Origin of the sequence: Thalassotalea euphylliae (genome assembly GCF_042682785.1) — a bacterium.
GTDB classification, from domain to species: domain Bacteria; phylum Pseudomonadota; class Gammaproteobacteria; order Enterobacterales; family Alteromonadaceae; genus Thalassotalea_F; species Thalassotalea_F euphylliae.
In genome coordinates, this window is sequence record NZ_JBHUIB010000003.1 from 444313 (window position 1) to 461685 (window position 17373).

At 42.6% G+C, this 17373-nt stretch carries 17 protein-coding genes; 8 read left to right on the forward strand and 9 right to left on the reverse strand.

What is annotated here, in order from left to right; all coding sequences use genetic code 11:
• Positions 1-3 precede the first annotated feature (3 nt).
• From ACFSJY_RS09260 to ACFSJY_RS09270, 3 genes are all read left to right on the forward strand, one after another.
• Positions 4-3051, forward strand: a complete 3048-nt coding sequence (locus ACFSJY_RS09260; protein WP_386033535.1) for an AAA family ATPase — start codon at positions 4-6, stop codon at positions 3049-3051.
• A gap of 122 nt (positions 3052-3173) precedes the next feature.
• Positions 3174-4061, forward strand: coding sequence for a DMT family transporter (locus ACFSJY_RS09265; protein ID WP_386033537.1), 888 nt, complete (start codon positions 3174-3176; stop codon positions 4059-4061).
• A gap of 160 nt (positions 4062-4221) precedes the next feature.
• The gene (locus tag ACFSJY_RS09270) at positions 4222-4704 is read left to right on the forward strand and encodes an FKBP-type peptidyl-prolyl cis-trans isomerase (protein ID WP_386033539.1); all 483 of its coding nucleotides are present in this window, start codon (positions 4222-4224) and stop codon (positions 4702-4704) included.
• Between the two features lie 103 nt (positions 4705-4807).
• Here ACFSJY_RS09270 and ACFSJY_RS09275 read toward each other — a convergent pair whose 3' ends face one another.
• Positions 4808-5482, reverse strand: coding sequence for a hypothetical protein (locus ACFSJY_RS09275; protein ID WP_386033541.1), 675 nt, complete (start codon positions 5480-5482; stop codon positions 4808-4810).
• Between the two features lie 125 nt (positions 5483-5607).
• On the opposite strand from ACFSJY_RS09275, the gene ACFSJY_RS09280 reads away from it, so the two are divergent.
• The 3 genes from ACFSJY_RS09280 to ACFSJY_RS09290 all read left to right on the forward strand — a co-directional run bounded on the left by ACFSJY_RS09280 (position 5608) and on the right by ACFSJY_RS09290 (position 9173).
• Positions 5608-6459 carry a LysR family transcriptional regulator gene (locus tag ACFSJY_RS09280; RefSeq protein ID WP_386033543.1) on the forward strand — a complete coding sequence of 284 codons (852 nt, stop codon included), beginning with the start codon at positions 5608-5610 and terminating at the stop codon, positions 6457-6459.
• Positions 6460-6599: 140 nt separating this feature from the next.
• The gene (locus ACFSJY_RS09285) at positions 6600-7898 is read left to right on the forward strand and encodes a metal-dependent hydrolase family protein (RefSeq protein ID WP_386033545.1); all 1299 of its coding nucleotides are present in this window, start codon (positions 6600-6602) and stop codon (positions 7896-7898) included.
• Between the two features lie 111 nt (positions 7899-8009).
• Entirely contained in the window at positions 8010-9173 is a 1164-nt protein-coding gene (locus tag ACFSJY_RS09290; protein WP_386033547.1) for a GNAT family N-acetyltransferase, read from the forward strand.
• On the opposite strand, the gene ACFSJY_RS09295 is transcribed toward ACFSJY_RS09290, so the two are convergent.
• Genes ACFSJY_RS09295 through ACFSJY_RS09310 form a run of 4 tightly spaced genes read right to left on the reverse strand, consistent with a single transcriptional unit; the run spans position 9154 to position 13312 of the window.
• Positions 9154-10023, reverse strand: coding sequence for a DMT family transporter (locus tag ACFSJY_RS09295; protein ID WP_386033549.1), 870 nt, complete (start codon positions 10021-10023; stop codon positions 9154-9156). The genes ACFSJY_RS09290 and ACFSJY_RS09295 overlap by 20 nt on opposite strands.
• A gap of 45 nt (positions 10024-10068) precedes the next feature.
• Positions 10069-10767: a tRNA (N6-threonylcarbamoyladenosine(37)-N6)-methyltransferase TrmO gene (gene tsaA, locus ACFSJY_RS09300; protein ID WP_386033551.1), complete on the reverse strand. Its 699-nt coding sequence runs from the start codon at positions 10765-10767 to the stop codon at positions 10069-10071.
• A 3-nt stretch (positions 10768-10770) separates the two neighbouring features.
• Positions 10771-11175, reverse strand: a complete 405-nt coding sequence (gene rcsF / locus ACFSJY_RS09305; protein WP_386033553.1) for an Rcs stress response system protein RcsF — start codon at positions 11173-11175, stop codon at positions 10771-10773.
• A 7-nt stretch (positions 11176-11182) separates the two neighbouring features.
• Positions 11183-13312, reverse strand: a complete 2130-nt coding sequence (locus ACFSJY_RS09310; protein ID WP_386033555.1) for a cation:dicarboxylate symporter family transporter — start codon at positions 13310-13312, stop codon at positions 11183-11185.
• A gap of 175 nt (positions 13313-13487) precedes the next feature.
• Between ACFSJY_RS09310 and ACFSJY_RS09315 the strand changes: the two genes are divergently transcribed.
• Positions 13488-13649, forward strand: coding sequence for a DUF3012 domain-containing protein (locus ACFSJY_RS09315; protein WP_386033557.1), 162 nt, complete (start codon positions 13488-13490; stop codon positions 13647-13649).
• Between the two features lie 44 nt (positions 13650-13693).
• Here the strand turns inward: ACFSJY_RS09315 and ACFSJY_RS09320 are convergent, their stop codons facing one another.
• The 3 genes from ACFSJY_RS09320 to ACFSJY_RS09330 form a co-directional block, all read right to left on the reverse strand.
• A complete protein-coding gene (locus ACFSJY_RS09320) occupies positions 13694-14326 on the reverse strand; it encodes a LysE family translocator (protein WP_386033559.1) in 633 nt (210 codons plus the stop codon).
• 152 nt (positions 14327-14478) lie between these two features.
• Positions 14479-14679, reverse strand: a complete 201-nt coding sequence (locus ACFSJY_RS09325) for a DUF1737 domain-containing protein (RefSeq protein ID WP_386033561.1) — start codon at positions 14677-14679, stop codon at positions 14479-14481.
• 41 nt (positions 14680-14720) lie between these two features.
• The gene (locus ACFSJY_RS09330; RefSeq protein WP_386033563.1) at positions 14721-15311 is read right to left on the reverse strand and encodes a LysE family translocator; all 591 of its coding nucleotides are present in this window, start codon (positions 15309-15311) and stop codon (positions 14721-14723) included.
• A gap of 107 nt (positions 15312-15418) precedes the next feature.
• On the opposite strand from ACFSJY_RS09330, the gene ACFSJY_RS09335 reads away from it, so the two are divergent.
• Positions 15419-16291, forward strand: coding sequence for a LysR family transcriptional regulator (locus ACFSJY_RS09335; RefSeq protein WP_386033565.1), 873 nt, complete (start codon positions 15419-15421; stop codon positions 16289-16291).
• Positions 16292-16295: 4 nt separating this feature from the next.
• Here the strand turns inward: ACFSJY_RS09335 and ACFSJY_RS09340 are convergent, their stop codons facing one another.
• The gene (locus ACFSJY_RS09340) at positions 16296-17330 is read right to left on the reverse strand and encodes an alpha/beta hydrolase family protein (protein WP_386033567.1); all 1035 of its coding nucleotides are present in this window, start codon (positions 17328-17330) and stop codon (positions 16296-16298) included.
• Between the last annotated feature and the right edge of the window lie 43 nt (positions 17331-17373).

Here is a 17373-nt window from a genome sequence, read left to right on the forward strand (position 1 = left end):
TCAATGAAACCTATCAGCCTATCTATGCAAGCATTCGGACCGTTTGCGCAAACAGAGACCATTCACTTTGAAAAATTGGGCAGTAATCCGCTTTTTCTTATTAATGGTCCTACAGGCTCTGGTAAAACGTCGATACTTGATGCCATTTGTTTTGCACTGTATGGCGAAACAACGGGGAATGAGCGCCAAGGTATTCAAATGCGATGTGACATGGCGTCGCCAGAGTTGCCAACGGAGGTCACCCTTGTGTTTTCACTGCACGGGAAAACATATCGCGTAACTCGCTCACCTGAGCAAGAAGCACCTAAAGCCCGCGGCGAAGGCATGACACTGAAGAAACACAGTGCATTTCTATATGATGTTTCAACACAAGAGTTGCTTATCACCAGCAAAACCGGACAAGTAAAAAGCGAAGTGGCCAATATCATCGGCTTAAGTGAAACGCAATTTCGACAGGTCATGGTGTTGCCACAAGGAAAGTTTAGAGAGTTGTTATTGGCTTCATCCAAAGAGCGTGAAGAGATTTTTGGCCAACTGTTCCAAACAGACATATACAAAAAAATAGAATTTGCATTAAAAGACAAAGCGAGTCAAATCAGTAAGGAAAAGAACGAGTTCGACAACCAGATTAGAGGTGCATTGCAAGTAGCAGAGGTTTCATCCCAAGCCGAATTGATGTCAAAACATGAGGTGTTATCACAACAATTCAATACCGCCAAATCAGCCGAACAAAATGCGTTAGAGCAGTTGAACTTAGTAAAAACTAACCGCCAAAAAGCAGAAGTGTTATCTCAAAGTTTTAGGCAAAAAGAACAAGCACAACAAGCATTAATGCAACACAAGCAAGGGGTAGAAAGAGTAAAAGAATTTGAACGGCGCTTGGACTTATCAAAACATGCGAACAAATTGACATTACCCTTTGCTAACGTTCAGGCTGCAACAAAACAAGTTGAAGATCTTTCACAAAAAATAACGCAACTGGTTGTTGGTGTGCAAACTGCAACAGTATCAGAAAAAGAAAAAGCAGAGGCGTTAAAACTTGCCAAACTTGAGGAAGCTACACTTCCTCAATTGAGAGAACGACTTTATTCGTTAGAGGGCCTGAAAGGACAGTTTGCTGAAAAAATAAGCCTTGAAAAAGCCATTGCAGAAGGCAAAAAGCTGCAAATACAACACGAGCAAACATTCACAAAGTATCAAGCCTTTAAAGAGCAGCTTGCTGCTGAAGCAACCCAAGCACAACAAGCGCTAGAGCAGGCGAAAATCGATGTCGCTAAAATATCTGCCATTCAGGCTGAAATTCAACAAAAGCAGCGGTTGGTTCAAGATTTAGAGCGGTTTGCGGCGTTACAACAAACATTGCATCAACAAAATGCTCAAGTGGCTGGAAAGCAAGACTTGGTAAACCAAGCCCAACATCATTTACAGCAAATGGTTAATCATGCAGATACGCTTGAGCTCAGTTGGCACAACGCGCAAGCCGCGGTGCTAGCCCAGCGTTTGCAACAAGGGCAAGCGTGCCCGGTTTGTGGTAGTCATGAACATCCTATGCCCGCTACATTTGCAGGCGAGCAAGTCACGAAAGAACAGGTACAGTTTGCTCGTAATCAGGCGTTAGACGCTCAATCCAGCCTACACAAGGTGTCGAGTGAACTTGAGCAACACAACGTATTGATAGCGCAATACCAGCAACAGCTGAATCAGCTTGGTAGCGAGTTAGGGGAACGCGCTCAATTACCAAGCGGTGACATTCAGTCAGAAATAGCAATACTAAGTCAGCAATCACAGAGTTTGCAGTTGATCAATGTTGAACAAATGACTGAACACGTCAACAGACTTCACGAGCGTTGTGCAGATGGTGAGAGTAAAATTATTGCTTTACAGAATCAAATAGCCGTAAACGATTCAACAGTATTGGCAAATAACGCGCAATTAGCCAAGGTTATTGCTGCACTGGGTAACGAATTTCATGAGCTTATTCAACTGGAGCAAGCAATCGCCTTAATTGCCAAAAACATTGAGGGTGTCGTCAACGGGTTAGATACCGCCAATGCATCATATCAACAAGCGCTAATTGCTAAGACGCAGGCTGAAAATGAACTCAATACGCATCAGCAACTGCTTAATGACGCACAAGAAAAGCACGAGCAAATGCAAAATGAATGGCAAAACTCGTTGCAAGGCAGTGTATTTGAAGACGAATCCCATTTCATACAAAACAAGGCTTCTGAACAAGACCAGCACGTATGGCAACAAGAAGTTGAAGCTTTCAAGCAAAAACAGACTCAGCTAGAGCAAACATTAGCTGACTTAAATTTGGCGTTACAGGACAAAATAAAACCTGATTTGTCAGCGATAACAGATCAACTTACCCATGCCCAACAAACTTATGATATAGAGCGCCAAAAGCTTGATAATGCGCGCTCACTAATGGAAAAAATAGAGAGCGTTCGCAAACAAATAATCGGCTTGCATGAGAAAAATGCCAAGTTAGAAGCTGATTATAAAGTGTTTGGTACCTTATATGACGTTGCTAGCGGCAAAACAGGAAGTCGCATTAGCTTACACCGTTTTGTGCTGGGAGTGTTGCTAGACGATGTGCTTATTCAGGCGTCCCAACGACTATCTTTGATGAGTAAAGGCCGCTACATGCTTGCACGTAAAACTGAGGGCTTCAAAGGGGCTGCAGGCAGAGGGTTAGACTTAATGGTTGAAGACGGTTATACCGGCAAATCAAGAGATGTTGCAACGCTATCGGGTGGTGAATCTTTTATGGCTGCACTAGCCCTAGCTCTAGGGCTTTCTGATGTTGTCCAGTCATACAGTGGCGGTATTCGGTTGGACACTTTATTTATTGATGAAGGCTTTGGCAGTTTAGATCCAGAATCACTCGATCTTGCGGTTCAAACACTTGTGGATTTGCAACAAACAGGGCGAATGATCGGTGTAATCTCTCACGTGTCTGAACTTAAAGAGCAAATGGCGCAACGTATCGATGTAACACCTTCACGACATGGCTCTACCGTATCTATCACAAGTTTAACTTCGTAGGCGCAAGAAATCAGTGTCTGGCATTACACAGTTATTGATTTGTGTAATGCCAGTGATAACGTTTTATCATTGGTTTCGTGGCTATCCTGTGCGTAAAATTGGCTCTCAACAGAGGAACTCGCATGGATACATGGATAGCGTTCACATTGCTTGCAGCTTTTATGCAAGCCATACGTACAGCAGGCCAAAAACAACTTTCAACGCATTTATCATCGATAGCTACAGCAGGTGTTCGTTATATATTTGCGCTTCCTTTTGCTTGGTTATATTTGTTTTGGGCACTTGAACATTATCAAGTTCAATTACCTCGGCTAAATAGCACTTTTCTCCAATATGCAATGATTGCCAGCTTTGCTCAGTTAATTGGCACGGCGTGCTTAGTTGTAGCTTTCCAATATCGAAACTTTGCTGTAGCAACTAGCCTCGCGAAAACAGAGGCCATACAGGTGGCTATTATCGGCGCACTCTTGTTTGCTGCACCACTTAGTGGCTTCGGTTGGCTGTCTGTTATCTTGGGCGTGGTCGGCGTCATACTTGTTTCTAAAGTAAAGTTTTCAGTACGCGACATCTTTATGAATCCCGGTGCTGGATACGGTTTAGCGTCAGGCTTAGGTCTTGCTATAACAACCTTGCTGATAAGAGAGTCTAACTTGGTGCTAAACACCCATCCCATGGTTGCAGCAGCAGTAACCTTAGTGTTTTTGATTACCGCACAGTCTCTTCTGTCTATTGCCTATCTTTTGCTAAAAGACAGCAAACAGCTGGGTTATATGTTGGTGAATTGGCGCTTAGCGCTGTTTGTCGGCATCACCAGTTTGTTGGGGTCCATTGGTTGGTTTACTGCAGTTAGCTATCAAACGGCTGCTTACGTTAAAGCGTTAGGCCAAGTAGAGTTTTTTATTACCCTGATCTTAACGTATCGCCTGTTCAAAGAATCTATCTCAGTGAAAGAAATCGTGGGCATGATGCTCATTGTAGTCAGTGTTGTTGTGCTTTTATTGTTGGCATAGCGAACAGTGAGTCCGTTTTATAATCAAGTGTCTTGATGTACTGCAGCTTCGAGTTTGTTTGCTAAGCGGCGTTTACCATTGACCAACGATATCTGCTACACTGCGCTCACTTTTAATGTAGGCGCGTAACTTTTTGCGCTATAGATAACCGAAAAAACTTATGCAAATTTCAAAAGATAAAGTCGTTCAGTTTCACTACACAATGACCGATCAGTCGGGTGAAGAAATTGAGAGCTCTGTAAATGGCGACCCAATGGCATACCTTCATGGGCACAACAACATGATTGTAGGTGTAGAAAACGCGTTAAGCGAGAAAGTGGCAGGTGATAAATTTACTATCACGCTAGAGCCAAAAGATGCTTATGGCGAGCGTCAAGAAGACGCTATACAAAGAATCCCAGTCAAGCATTTGCAGGGTGCGAAAGTATGGAAGCCCGGCATGGTTGCTGTGGTTCACACGGAGCAAGGCCACCGTCAAGTAACGGTGTTAAAAGCAGGCCGCTTCATGGTGACGTGTGACTTAAACCCACCGTTGGCAGGCAAAACGTTAACGTTTGATATTGAAGTTGTTGATGTGCGAGATGCGACAGAAGAAGAAATAGAGCACGGTCACGCACACGGCGTTGGTGGTCATCAGCACTAATTGCAGCTAGCTTACTGTATCAAAGCCGCTCTTCTGTTTGCTTTAATGTGAAATGGAAGAGCGGCTTTATAATTTTTACATTTAGAAAATATTTATCATCCTATTACTGAAAATCTTTCGTTTCTAGGTAAAGCTGTTTCTGCCATGTAAGTGGCATATCAATTGTTTCTAACACCGCTTTATTCAACTGCACGCCAGATGTTGTAATGGTTGTTGAAGAAAGCGCATCAAGCGTCTTTTTCTTGAGCCAAACAATGTGATCAAAGCTTGGGTTAGCTGCGATCTTGTGGATCGCTAACACATTTTGTTCATCAAGCTCTATTAATTGATACGTGCCATTTTCCTGCTGTTTTGAGGCGTCAGCAATCATTAGCGGGTTATCAACCACGAATAATGATTCCGCAATCTGTGTTTTTCCACCGCGCTCAAAGTGACCTGCAACAACACTTGCATTGAACGACTTTAACGTCCCGTCAATCAGCGCTACCAAGTCAAATTTTTCAGGCACAATACTAACCAGTTGATTGTTTTCTAACAGATTTAATGTTGTTTTTTCGCTTTTTTGATCAACTTTCGTTGTGAAAATAATCTGATGGTCGTGCATCGAATTTTGAAGCGGCATATGGGAAGCAATGATCCATTGGTCGACTTTCATGAGCGCCATGCCATGTGTACCAAAACGAGAGTGGTGTTCGTGATTTGCACTCAGCACTGACATTGAAATTAACAGGTTAATAAATAAAGCGCTAAGTAGTATTCGAGAAAAAAGTAATGGCATTGATAGGATCCTTGGTGAAATTTGTTTCTAGTTTAGCGCATCATAAATGTGGAATCGTTTGCAATAAGTCAATATTGATTCCAAAATGGAAATGGTTATTGTAATTAAGCCATACAGCCTGAAACATGAATACAGACGACCTAGAAAAGTTTATTTCATTGGCGCAAAGCCAAAATATGCAGCAGTCAGCTGCAGAGTTTGATGTTACGCCCAGTGCAATGTCAAAGGCACTCAGGCGTATTGAACTGCTACTATCGACACAGCTGTTTCTCAGAAGTGGTAAGCAACTTATTCTCAATGCTCATGGACGTCGCTTTTTGCCTTATGCACTAGCAGCAGTTAAGCAAATAGATGAAGCGCAATCCCTGATCGGCAATTTGACGAAAGACAAAATCAAGGTAGTTGGTCCATCAATTTTATTGAGTAAGTGGGCCAGTGTAACGACAAGGGAGCTGCTGAATGCTAGAACATCCAATATTAGTTTCGAAAGTTTTTACGAGCAGCAATCACTTGAATCTTTGTTGCAGGGCAACGCAGATATTGCCATCGTTACGCGCGAAATAGAGCATCAAATACCTGATATGCTGCACACACAGGTGTTGGGTGAATTTCAACAGGTATTTGCGGTTGGTAAAACGCACGCAATTGTGGGTGAATGCAGTGAAATAGGTGCTGACCAATTAGCAGAATTAGATTTCGCCGTGCCTGAACGTTCTCCTTTTTGCGGTGAGCAACGAGGTAGGGGGTGTGACGGTTGGTTAGGAACGCTACCCGAACGCAAAATGCCGATAACCGTTAATGATCATAATGTACTCCTTCAACTCATTAAAACCGGTGGCTTTGTAGCTATCGTGCCAGACTATTGGGCGAGGGAGCACCAATTAGTCATACTTCCTGTGGTGGCAGAAGCCTTACCTGAAAAAGAGGACGTGATTGCTGTAGCCTGGCAGCAACATTGGCTAGATGCGTTATGCTGACAGATACCGTTGTGAAACAGCTATGAAGTCGTGAAGCGATAAGTTGCAGCAATATTAGGTTCGGTGCAATTGCGCTTTTGGTCTAACCTGTTAAGGTAAATCAAAACTATAAAAACACGAAAATCACTTAAGGAAGCAACATGAAGTCGATGATCAAACCTTTCTCTTCAATTGCACTCGCACTTTCTACTCTTCTCTCTAGCCAAGCCATTGCTGAAACGCAAGTTATACATGCAGGTGAACTGCTGGCTATTCCCGGTGAATCGCCTCTTAAGAAGCACTCGGTAATCGTTGAAAACGGCAAAATTATCGCCGTTAAAAAAGGCTTCGTTAATGTAGAAAAATACGGCAAAGAAGCGAAGCTTGTCGACTTGTCATCATCTTTTGTTATGCCAGGCTTTATGGATATGCATGTGCATTTGCATGGTGAATTGGGACCCAATAACCATAAAGAAACCGTACAAATGTCTGATGCTGATGTAGCGATGAAAAGCGTACTGTTTGCAAAACGAACGCTAATGTCTGGCATAACGACAGTTCGTGATTTGGGTAACCAACCAGAGCAAATGTTTGCCTTACGTGACGGTATTAACAAGGGCTGGATTGACGGCCCTCGTATCATTGCTGGTACAGCGGTAACCATTACCGGCGGTCATATGGATGTTGACGGTATGTCACCAGACTTATTGACAATGAAAACCCCAAAAACAGTGTGTGATGGTGTTGATGAATGTCGTAAAGCGACTCGATATGCCATTAAATACGGCGCTGATGCGATAAAAATAGCGTCAACTGGTGGTGTGTTATCAGATACGACAACGGGTACTGGTCAACAAATGACTGATGATGAAATGAAGGAAATTGTTGAAACAGCGCATGGACTAGGACGAAAAGTTGCGAGCCATGCTCATGCGGCTGAAGGTATAAATGCTGCGCTTCGCGCCGGAGTAGATAGTATTGAACATGGCAGCTACTCAAATGAAGAGAGCATTAAGCTCTTTAAAGAGACAGGGGCTTTCTTGGTGCCCACTTTGCTTGCTGGCGAAACCGTGGTAGGTATGGCGAAAACATCTAACTTTATGTCTGAGCCTATCAAGGAGAAAGCTATTCGAGTAGGTGCTGATATGCTAGCGAACTTTAAACGCTCTTATGAGGCAGGAGTCAAAATTGCTTTTGGTACAGATAGTGGCGTGTCAAAGCATGGCACTAACATGAAAGAAGCTATTTTGATGCAACAAGCTGGTATGACAAACGCTGATGTTCTCAAAGCAGCTACACTCAATGCCGCTGAGCTCGCTGGTATGAGCAAAACCTTAGGTACGTTAGAGGTGGGTAAGCATGCAGATATTATTGCCACTGATGGCAGTCCATTAGCAGATATTCAAGAATTAATGGATGTCGATTTTGTCATGAAAGGTGGCAAGGTGTATAAACAATAGCGAACGACTAAACGTATACAAAGCCATGCTTGCGCATGGCTTTTTTGTGCATAACAATAAGCATTTAGCGCTAAATAAGCTAATACGGTAAAGGCAATACGCAGATTATTCATGAGTTTAACGCACCAGTTTCATCAATCCATCGAGACAATTTCTCCGAGCCAATGGAATACGTGCTTTGGCACTCAGCATCCATTTACAAGGTATGAGTTTCTCGCTGCGCTGGAGGTGTCAGGTTGTGTTTCAGGCGATACCGGCTGGCAGCCATTCCACTTAGTGATCAGTAATGCAGAAGATGAAGTTGTAGCGGCCATGCCTTGTTATGTAAAAGGGCACTCCTACGGCGAATATTTATTTGATTGGAGCTGGGCACAAGCCTATGAACAGCATGGTATTGAGTATTACCCTAAGCTGCTGGGGGCAGTGCCTTTTACACCTGTTGGCGCGAATCGCATAGGTTTCGCAACAGATAGTAAAGCGATACAAGCTGAAATTTTGACTTATGTTACATCGCTCTTCGCTCGATATGCCGAGGCTAATCATCTTCAGACGATTCAATTGTTATTTTTAACCAAAGCGCAACAAAACCAAATGCGTGACCATGGATGGATAACGCGCAGAGACGTGCAATATCATTGGTTTAATCGAAACTATGCATCGTTTCAGGACTTTACTGCGACACTGACGGCACGCAAGCGAAAGTCGTTACTGAAAGAGCGAAAAAAAGTTGAACAAAACGAAATTACGATCAAGCGTATTGCAGGTGAACAAGCGAGTGCTGAAGACTGGCATCAATTCCACCAGTTCTATGTGTCCACCTACCAAAAGCGGTCCGGCCATTTTGGCTATTTGAACAAATCATTCTTTAGGGAAATAGGTAAGTCGATGCATAGTCAGACGACGCTGGTATTCGCATATCACAATGACGTGTTGATAGCTGGGGCACTGTTTTTCCATGATAATGAACATTTGTATGGACGATACTGGGGATGCTTAGCTGAGTTTGATTTTTTGCATTTCGAGCTTTGTTATTATCAAGGTATTGAGCTCTGTATTGAAAAAGGGTTGTCCAGTTTTAATGCTGGCGCTCAAGGGCAGCACAAAATAAAACGAGGCTTTGAACCTGTTTATGTATACGGGAGCTACCAAGTATTCCACCCAAGTTTTGTGGGGGCTATTGAACGTTTTATTGAGCAGGAATATTTACTTACTGAGGAACATTTTATGGCAGCGCAATCAGCACTGCCATACAAAGTTATCGACGACGGCCAATAAACCCGGTTGTCAGTCCAACCCCTGTTAGAATGGAGCCACAACCAGCGATAATAGTTAGTGTTATGGCTTCGTCCAAGAAAATACTGCCCCACATTAAACCAAATACAGGAATTAAATAAGTCACAGATATCGCTTTTGTCGGCCCAACATCGGCTATCAAGCGAAAGAAGATAATGTAGGCCAGACCTGTACACAGCACCCCTAAAACGACAACAACCAGCCACGCCATACCCGAAGGCATTGTATTGGGTAAGAAGAAAAGCCCGAGCGGAAGCAGCATCGCTGCAGAACTAATTTGACTGCCTGCGGCAAGTGCCAGAGGCTTAATGTCACTCATGTATTGCTTGGTATAATTTGCAGCAATAGCATAACAAAACGTTGCAGCTAGACATGCTAAAGCTGGCAAAAATGTACTTTGCGCATCGGCTGCAAGCCTATCTGACATGAGTACATAAACACCGATAAAACCGAGTGCTAGGCCAATCATCGCCAAAGGCGTAATCTTGTCTTTTAACCAAAAGAAAGCGACGATAGCGCCAAATATAGGGGTTGTCGCATTTAGTACAGACGTGACCCCTGCTGATAAACTTAATACCGCATACGCAAACAAGGCGAAGGGGATTGCTGTGTTGAATGCTCCCATAATAAACACCTGATGCCAGCGACCATGCAGTTGTGAATGTTGTTTTTTGAGTACCATAAATGGCGTGAGAAATAGCGCAGCAGTGAGTGTTCTAAGTGCCATAAATAGCAAAGGCCCAAACTCTGGGCTACCTATGCGCATGAAAAGAAAACTCGCGCCCCATATGGCTGCCAAAAGCATTAGTTCGGCAAATGATTTAGATGACATGCAAGAATTTCCTTATTGGTCTAGCACATTGGAAAATGAAACCGCTTATTCAATAGCAAGTACTTTGACTCTTGTGAGTGACATAAACGCGAAAGTAACATTCACGTCAAACAAGCGCATGCCGTACGTTTTTTCATCTGGTTTTCCTTGTCGGTAAGCAGGTCGCGGGTCTTGAGTAAGTACCTGCTGTATCATCTCAAAAAGTGGCTCGGCGTGGGCTTTTGCTCGCAGTTCTGCTTTCTCTTCAAACAAAACTGTCAACGCATTTTTGGGCGCCTCATCAGCAAATCCTGAATCTGCATGACTAATGGAGTCTGAATAGCCAATGTATGGCTTTATGTCCACCACAGGAGTTTGGTCAAGCAAATCTAGTCCTGAGATGTGCAGCCTTGCCCCTTGAGTGGTCAATTCAATATTTTCGAGTGCTACAACTGACATACCAATACCGTTAGGCCGGAATGTTGAACGCGTTGCAAGCACCCCTATTTTTTTGTTTCCGCCTAACCTTGGTGGTTTTACTTTCGTTTTCCAACCATGTGGCAAGGTTTGATGAAACATGAACAGTACCCAAATATGGCTGAACCCTTCAAGGCCTTGCACCATATCCTGGCCATCTTGACCACAATTGATGTCGATAAATCCTTTGGCGGCTGTGACCAAGCCAGGTTGACGGGGAATGGCAAATTTCTCTTTGTATGGAGAATGAACGATGCCAAGCGTAGAGACAGTAAATTTACTCTGCATCAGTTATTTTTCTTGACCAGTTTGCTCAACTTGATAAGCCTTGCCATAGCAAATTACACTGGCGTGGCAATGTTTAGTTTTATCTTCAATTTCTGCGCAACCACTAAAAACAATAGCATTTGCCCCCAATTGATACGCTGCTCTTCGCGCTTCTGTCCTTGCTTCGATCGGGTCTGGAGCAGCAAGGTGGGCTTTTGCTTGGCAATTCTCGCCTTCAACTGCACCAATGAACTGATATTTGCCTATAAAGTTTTGTTCAGACTCATAAATAGCGACACGAGAAGGTGAAAAATAGTGCTCAAAATTTTCACGATCTAAATTGGTATTTACGGTACTTATTTTGGCGCAGCCAACAATTGCACCTGTTATAAATAGTGCTGATAAAATGCTAATATTTTTAGTTGTCATATGGGAATTATTCTATATTTACTCTGATCGCCGACTCTGGTGACTGGCCTTCAATCCAATAGCGGAAAAGCTCATCTAGTCTACCACTTTGCTTTTTCATATCGATCCAATTTCGCATAAATAGTTCAAATGCAAGGTCATTTTTATTAATTGGAAAAGCCATATAAATTGGTTTTAAAGCGGGTTTAGGTACCACTACCGTATATTCTGGATACAACAATGACCAGCCAGAAAGCGCTGCGGCACCAAATAGCATGGCGTCGATGTGTTGGTAGTTTTCCCTAAAAAATAAGCGTGGTGTCGATATCTCCCAAGCTTTACCGTTTACAAAGACGCGTTCGACCTCATCTCGATAGAACAAGGTTTCGGGAATACCTATGATTAAATCTTCACGCGCGACGACTTTTTGCCAATCGGTGAACTCTGCGCGCCTTCTGTGCTTTACTAAGAAGGCAATTGACTGTTCACTGTATGGCACGGTCATCGAGAAGCGTTTCATATTGTCAGGGATAACAGGTATGCCAGAAGTCATGTCCAAATAACCGGAAGACAGAAGGGGCTCTGCCTGTTCATGAAGGATTTTGACGAACTCAATATCAACTTCTAAATCGCCTGCCAGCATATTGATGATCTCAATATCTAAACCAACAAGGTTACCTTCTTTGTTTTGGAAGGAGTAAGGTAAATCATCAATGAAATACCCAACACGCAAAAAGCCCCTACGCTTAATTCGTGTTAGCACGTCGGTAAAGGGTTGTTGGGTTTGGCCATTCGCATTCGGCTTCTCTAATTTGGTGGCATTAACTCGTTCGTATAGTAAATCTCTATCGATGAATTTTTCATACCCCTTGTACTGTAAGCTAAGCTTGTTAAAGCCATGTTGTACGCCGAAAAATACCGACGCAAAAACAATAGGAAGCACAAGTAAATTGCGAATAACGTAATTGGTTTTAAAGACGATTCGGCCACTAATATGCGAAACCACCAATAATACGAAGCAACTAGCGAAACTCACAGATAACAACGAGCTTAATCGGCCGACAACAAGGTTTTCTGCAACTAAGAACAAATCAAACATGTTGCTGGCGACATTGAATAAGTCTAATAGTGCAGGTACAGCAATAGTTGTCGTGCCGAACAGCTGAGGAATTCCTACGAAAATCAGTTTGAAGTACTCATTATTTCCAATGTATGCACCTGAAAACCAAGCAGCGAATAAGGTAAATACCAAGCCTAATAACTTACCACCAACCGGTAAACTAAAGGTGATAGGCACTAAAATATTGGCGACTTTGTCTGAGTCTTTATCTATATGAATACGCTCGGCAATTAAGGCTTTTGTCTTTTCTATAATGATAGGGATTACGGCGAAAAAGCTACCTGTCGCAAAGGCCGTTATCATAGCTTCTCGACATACCTTAATGACTGAGCGATAACGAAATGGTGTGATAGTTGCCACAATCGTGGGAAACACCACAAAAGCAAGCAAAATGGTGAGTACAGCAGAGGCTACAATATATACACTCAACGCTTCAAGTTGACTCATATCAAGCGTTGCAAGTGCACGATAGCCTATACAAAATACACCAATAGGTGCTAGTTTCATGACGATGCCGCTAATATTACCAATAGCGGATTGTAAGTTTGTTAGTACCGCAAGCGTGTGACGCTTACCTCGAACGGTCATTAACCCAACACCAACAAAAACGCTAAACACGACAACGGAAGGAATCACTGCATTAGCAAATGCATTGAATGGATTTGCGGGAATAAAAAGCTTTACTAAGTCAAATTCAGCTTCTGTTTTAATGGTACTTGCACTATAGAAAGACGCGTTTTTCCAATCAGGGAATGAGATTGGCGTCATCAAAATAAAGGTAACCGAAACAAGGGTCAAAATAAGGACAAGAATTATACTGGCTTTGACGGTCGACTTTGCCTTGCCGGGTGTGAGTGAACCGATACCGGTTATCAATGACAAACAAATATAGGGTAAAGCTGTCATTTGTAGAAGCATGACGAACCCATCTGCGACGCTATTAATTGCTTGATAGGGTTGTGCAACATAATGACCTGCTGCCAGTCCAAGCAACATGCCAATAAGGATTTTTACCGATAAAGGGATTTTATTGAGCAAAAGCACACCTTTTTTATTGTCCGAGTGGGTCAGCTAACTCGCTTATTCTACTACATTTTTTATTATAGCCACTAATGTCGTATTGGTTTGTAATTATGCGTAAATGAGAGCTGGGCTATACAAACGCTACCCCAACCGTATAATGCTGCCACTATTTAAAATATCAGGAAGTATAATGAAAAAAGTTTTAATCGCTTTTATGGCTGTATTCACACTTGCAGCATGTGCCCCGGAAGTTGGTAGTGAAAAATGGTGTGCAGCGATGAAAGAGAAACCTAAAGGCGACTGGACTGCAAACGAAGCGTCAGACTACGCTAAGCATTGCGTATTTAACTAATAAAAAGGCCTCGTTTGAGGCCTTTTTATTAGTCAGAAAACGGATTACTTACTTGCAGCTAGCCGAGCGGCTAAACCAATAAAAATGATACCGAGTAACCCGTCAATATGACGTCCTAGTTTAAGCTTGCTTCCCATTATCTGTCCAAAGGAACTAAAAGCAACGGCGAAGCCAATGTTTATTAGCATCACAAAAGTACTTAGGATTAACCCTAGCGCTATTGTTTGCAGTGAGAGATTGCCAACGTTTGATGTAAACTGTGGTAAGAACAGGCTAAAAAACAGCAATGCTTTAGGGTTTAACAAATTATTAAAGAAGCCGCGTGATATCAATTTTACGTAGCCAACATTGTCCATTTGCTTTTCAGGCTTAATCTCATTGTTGTTGTCAAACCAGTTTCTTAGCATTTTTATGCCTAAATAACTCAAATACAATGCACCCGCTATTTTTATCGCATAAGCAAATACGGGGGCGGTTTGCATGAGCTGACCCAAACCCAACGCGACAAGAATGGTTTGCAGAACACCTGCACCGAAAACGCCAATAGCAATCATTAAACCCGCTCTCACGCCTTTAGTTGCAGAATAAGTTGAAATAAGAACAAGGTCAGGTCCAGGGGAAATGGCTAAAAAGATAATAGCCGTAAAAAACACGGGTAATATGGACGTGTCTATCATAGAAATCCTTTCAGTATGAGACTTTTAGGCGCTTAATTACGCATCTAACATTTTACCAAGATTAAGCGTGTGCGCACTTTATTTGAAAGCTATTTTAGAGCGTTGTGTTAAGAAAGGCACCATACATTTGAGTGCCTTCGCTAATACGTCGTTTAGTATGCAGTTAAATCAATATCTTGATGAAATGTCTGCCCAGGAACTTCTTTAATTAAGGCTTGCCCTGCGATAGTGGTTTCACCGTTGTATGTTAGGGTGGGGTTGCCCTGTAGCGTCCAACCTTGATTGAGCAACGTCGAAATTCGCATACAAAACGTTGCATCATCGGGGCCAGTGATAAATCGATAGAGTTGCATTCAAATAATCCTTTTCTTAGCAGTAAACGAATCGATGGGCACTATTGCACCAGCAGTATTACCCCCAGTACACACAACGAAATACCCATAACTTTATTGAATAACCTGACATGTTTCGGTGTGCTAATCCATATTTTTATGCGCTTACCAAGTAATGCCCAGCTAGCAATGCCAACGAAACAGATAACGAAGTAAATCGAGAGAAATTGAGCAAGCCTAATGTGAGATGTATAAACGCTAAATGCTGAGCAACCGGCAAGGCAGGCTACCCATGCTTTTGGATTAAGCCATTGCATTAGCCAGCCTTGCAAAAAGGTCGGCTTATTGTGCTGACTTGTCGTGTCATCTAGAGCAGCAGTCTCAGAGTAGACCTTAAAGCCTATGTAGAAAATATAAGCGCATCCTATATATTTCAGTGAATCAACAATTACAGGAAAGCTTTCATTGGTTGCGCCTATACCTAACCCGATGAGAAGCAACAGACTGATAAAGCCTAATGTGGCACCTGTAACAAACTTTAGTGAAGGCATAAAACCATGGTTAAGGCCGCTCGCTAGCGCTAAGAAGTTTACTGGGCCGGGACTTACCGACATTGAAACAGAAAAAACAGCCATTGAAATTAATATCGACATATCAACATTTCCTTAATTGAGTAGGTGTGGATATTGTTGAAGATTGTTGTTTGTATGAATAGATGCTTTAATTTGATTTCATAATTCCAAAAAATGGAACAATTGGAATGATTAACGAATTAAAAGCTATGGCTATTTTTGCCGAAGTGGTCAAGCAAGGCTCATTTCGAAAAGCGGCAAACGTTGTTGGTTTGTCACCGTCCGTGGTGAGTTATCATGTTGCACAGCTTGAGGCCAAAGTCGGCAGTGCATTGTTGTACCGCTCAACGAGAAGCTTAACGCTGAGCCATGATGGAGAGTCTTTCTATCAGCAAGTGTTAAAGATGCTTGATGCTGCCAATGGTGCCATAAGTATGCTGTCACATAATCAGGATGAGCCGACAGGCAAATTAAAGATTTCTTTACCGACGGCACTGAGTCGTTCTGACACCAATAAACGTATTGCCGATTTCGCATTAACTTACCCTAAAATAGAGCTCGACATAGAATACTCTGATACACGAAAAAACATTATTGATGAGGGCGTAGACCTCACCATCCGGGCAGGTGAGCTGGCGGATAGCGAGCTCAAGTCGACGAAAATCGGCGCTATCGAACGTGTGTTGGTTTGCTCACCTAAGTTTTACAAAAAACAGGCGGTGCCCGAACACCCTGAAGACTTGATTACATGGCCATGGCTCAAGCTTGCTCAGCTACCCAATAAAAGGACATTCTTGTTTGATGGTATGCCGTTAAGTATTTCTTTTGACAGCACCGTTACGGTTAATAGTGTCGAAGCTATTTATCAATTTTGCCTTAGCGGCCTTGGTTTAGCTGTGCTCAGTAAATCACAAGTTGCAAGTAATTTAGCGGATAAAACGCTGCTTCATGTTATTCCTGACTGGGAAGTAGAAGCATTACCTTTATCTGCCATTTGGACTAAGAATACGGCGGATAATAGTAATACAAAACTGTTGCTGTCTTTCTTAAAAGACGGCTGAGCGTTTAGCCCAAGCCGTTTTTATAAATAAAACCAAAAATATGTACCAGTATTTGTTTTTGAATAACGTCTCTGTTTACGCCATCACGGTCTTTACATAAAGGCACACCATTAGCTTTTCGATCAGCATTACAGCTATCTATGTAGATGAAGTGACCAGCTCCTTGTTCAATGCCGACAAGCGTAGCGCGTTGAATGTGGTCAGCATAGTATTTAGCATGTGTTATGTATGGCAAAAAGTCATTGTTTACTGAACCTATCACTAACGTTGGGACGTCTATTTGGGCAAGGCTTTGCTCATTTACCGCATGACCTAGTGCAGGATCGAGCGCTATTACTCCGCCGATACGAGGGTCTTGCATTTGCCTTTGAAGTAACCCAATTTTTCGCATCATGTCCTGAGTTAGTGGTTTGGAACGACCTTTTTTGCTGTATTGACAGCCTTTATCATTATTTGCTTTGTCTGAGCGGCAATAGGCTTCAGATTTGCCTGATTCCAATGTGGCACCGGCTAACGCTAAAGAAGTAAAACCGCCAGAGGAATGACCAACCATAATAAGTTTGTCTAGCGCGAGGGAACGGTTGAATAACCCGTCATTGGATAAGCTGTCTATGACGAAACTTACATCTTGTGGTCGCTGCCAAAAGCGTGAGGCTGTGCTCGGGTCAATGCTTTCTGTGCCATAAACCCAAGACTCACCGAAATGAGCAACGCCTGCAACCACCCACCCTTGTGAGGCAAGGGCATATCCAAGCCAATTCATTTCCCTTGGAGAGCCAAAAGCACCATGTGAAATTATTGCGATTCGATTGGGAGTTTGTTGTGGCGTTAAACACATCTTTGCATGACAGCTATTTTCGCTGGATTGATACCAAAACTTAACCTTTGCAGGGCGATTCAATTGTTGATTAAAAAAGTCAATTTCTTTTGTTGATAATTCTGCTGCTATGCTCGAGAAAGCATTCAAGCTTGCCACCAGCAAAACGATAAAAGTGCGTAAACGTTGGATATAGGTGCTCTGTAAATTCATCAGTACCATGGTTAATCTTCCTTAAATTTATTATGCGTTGACTATATATGTA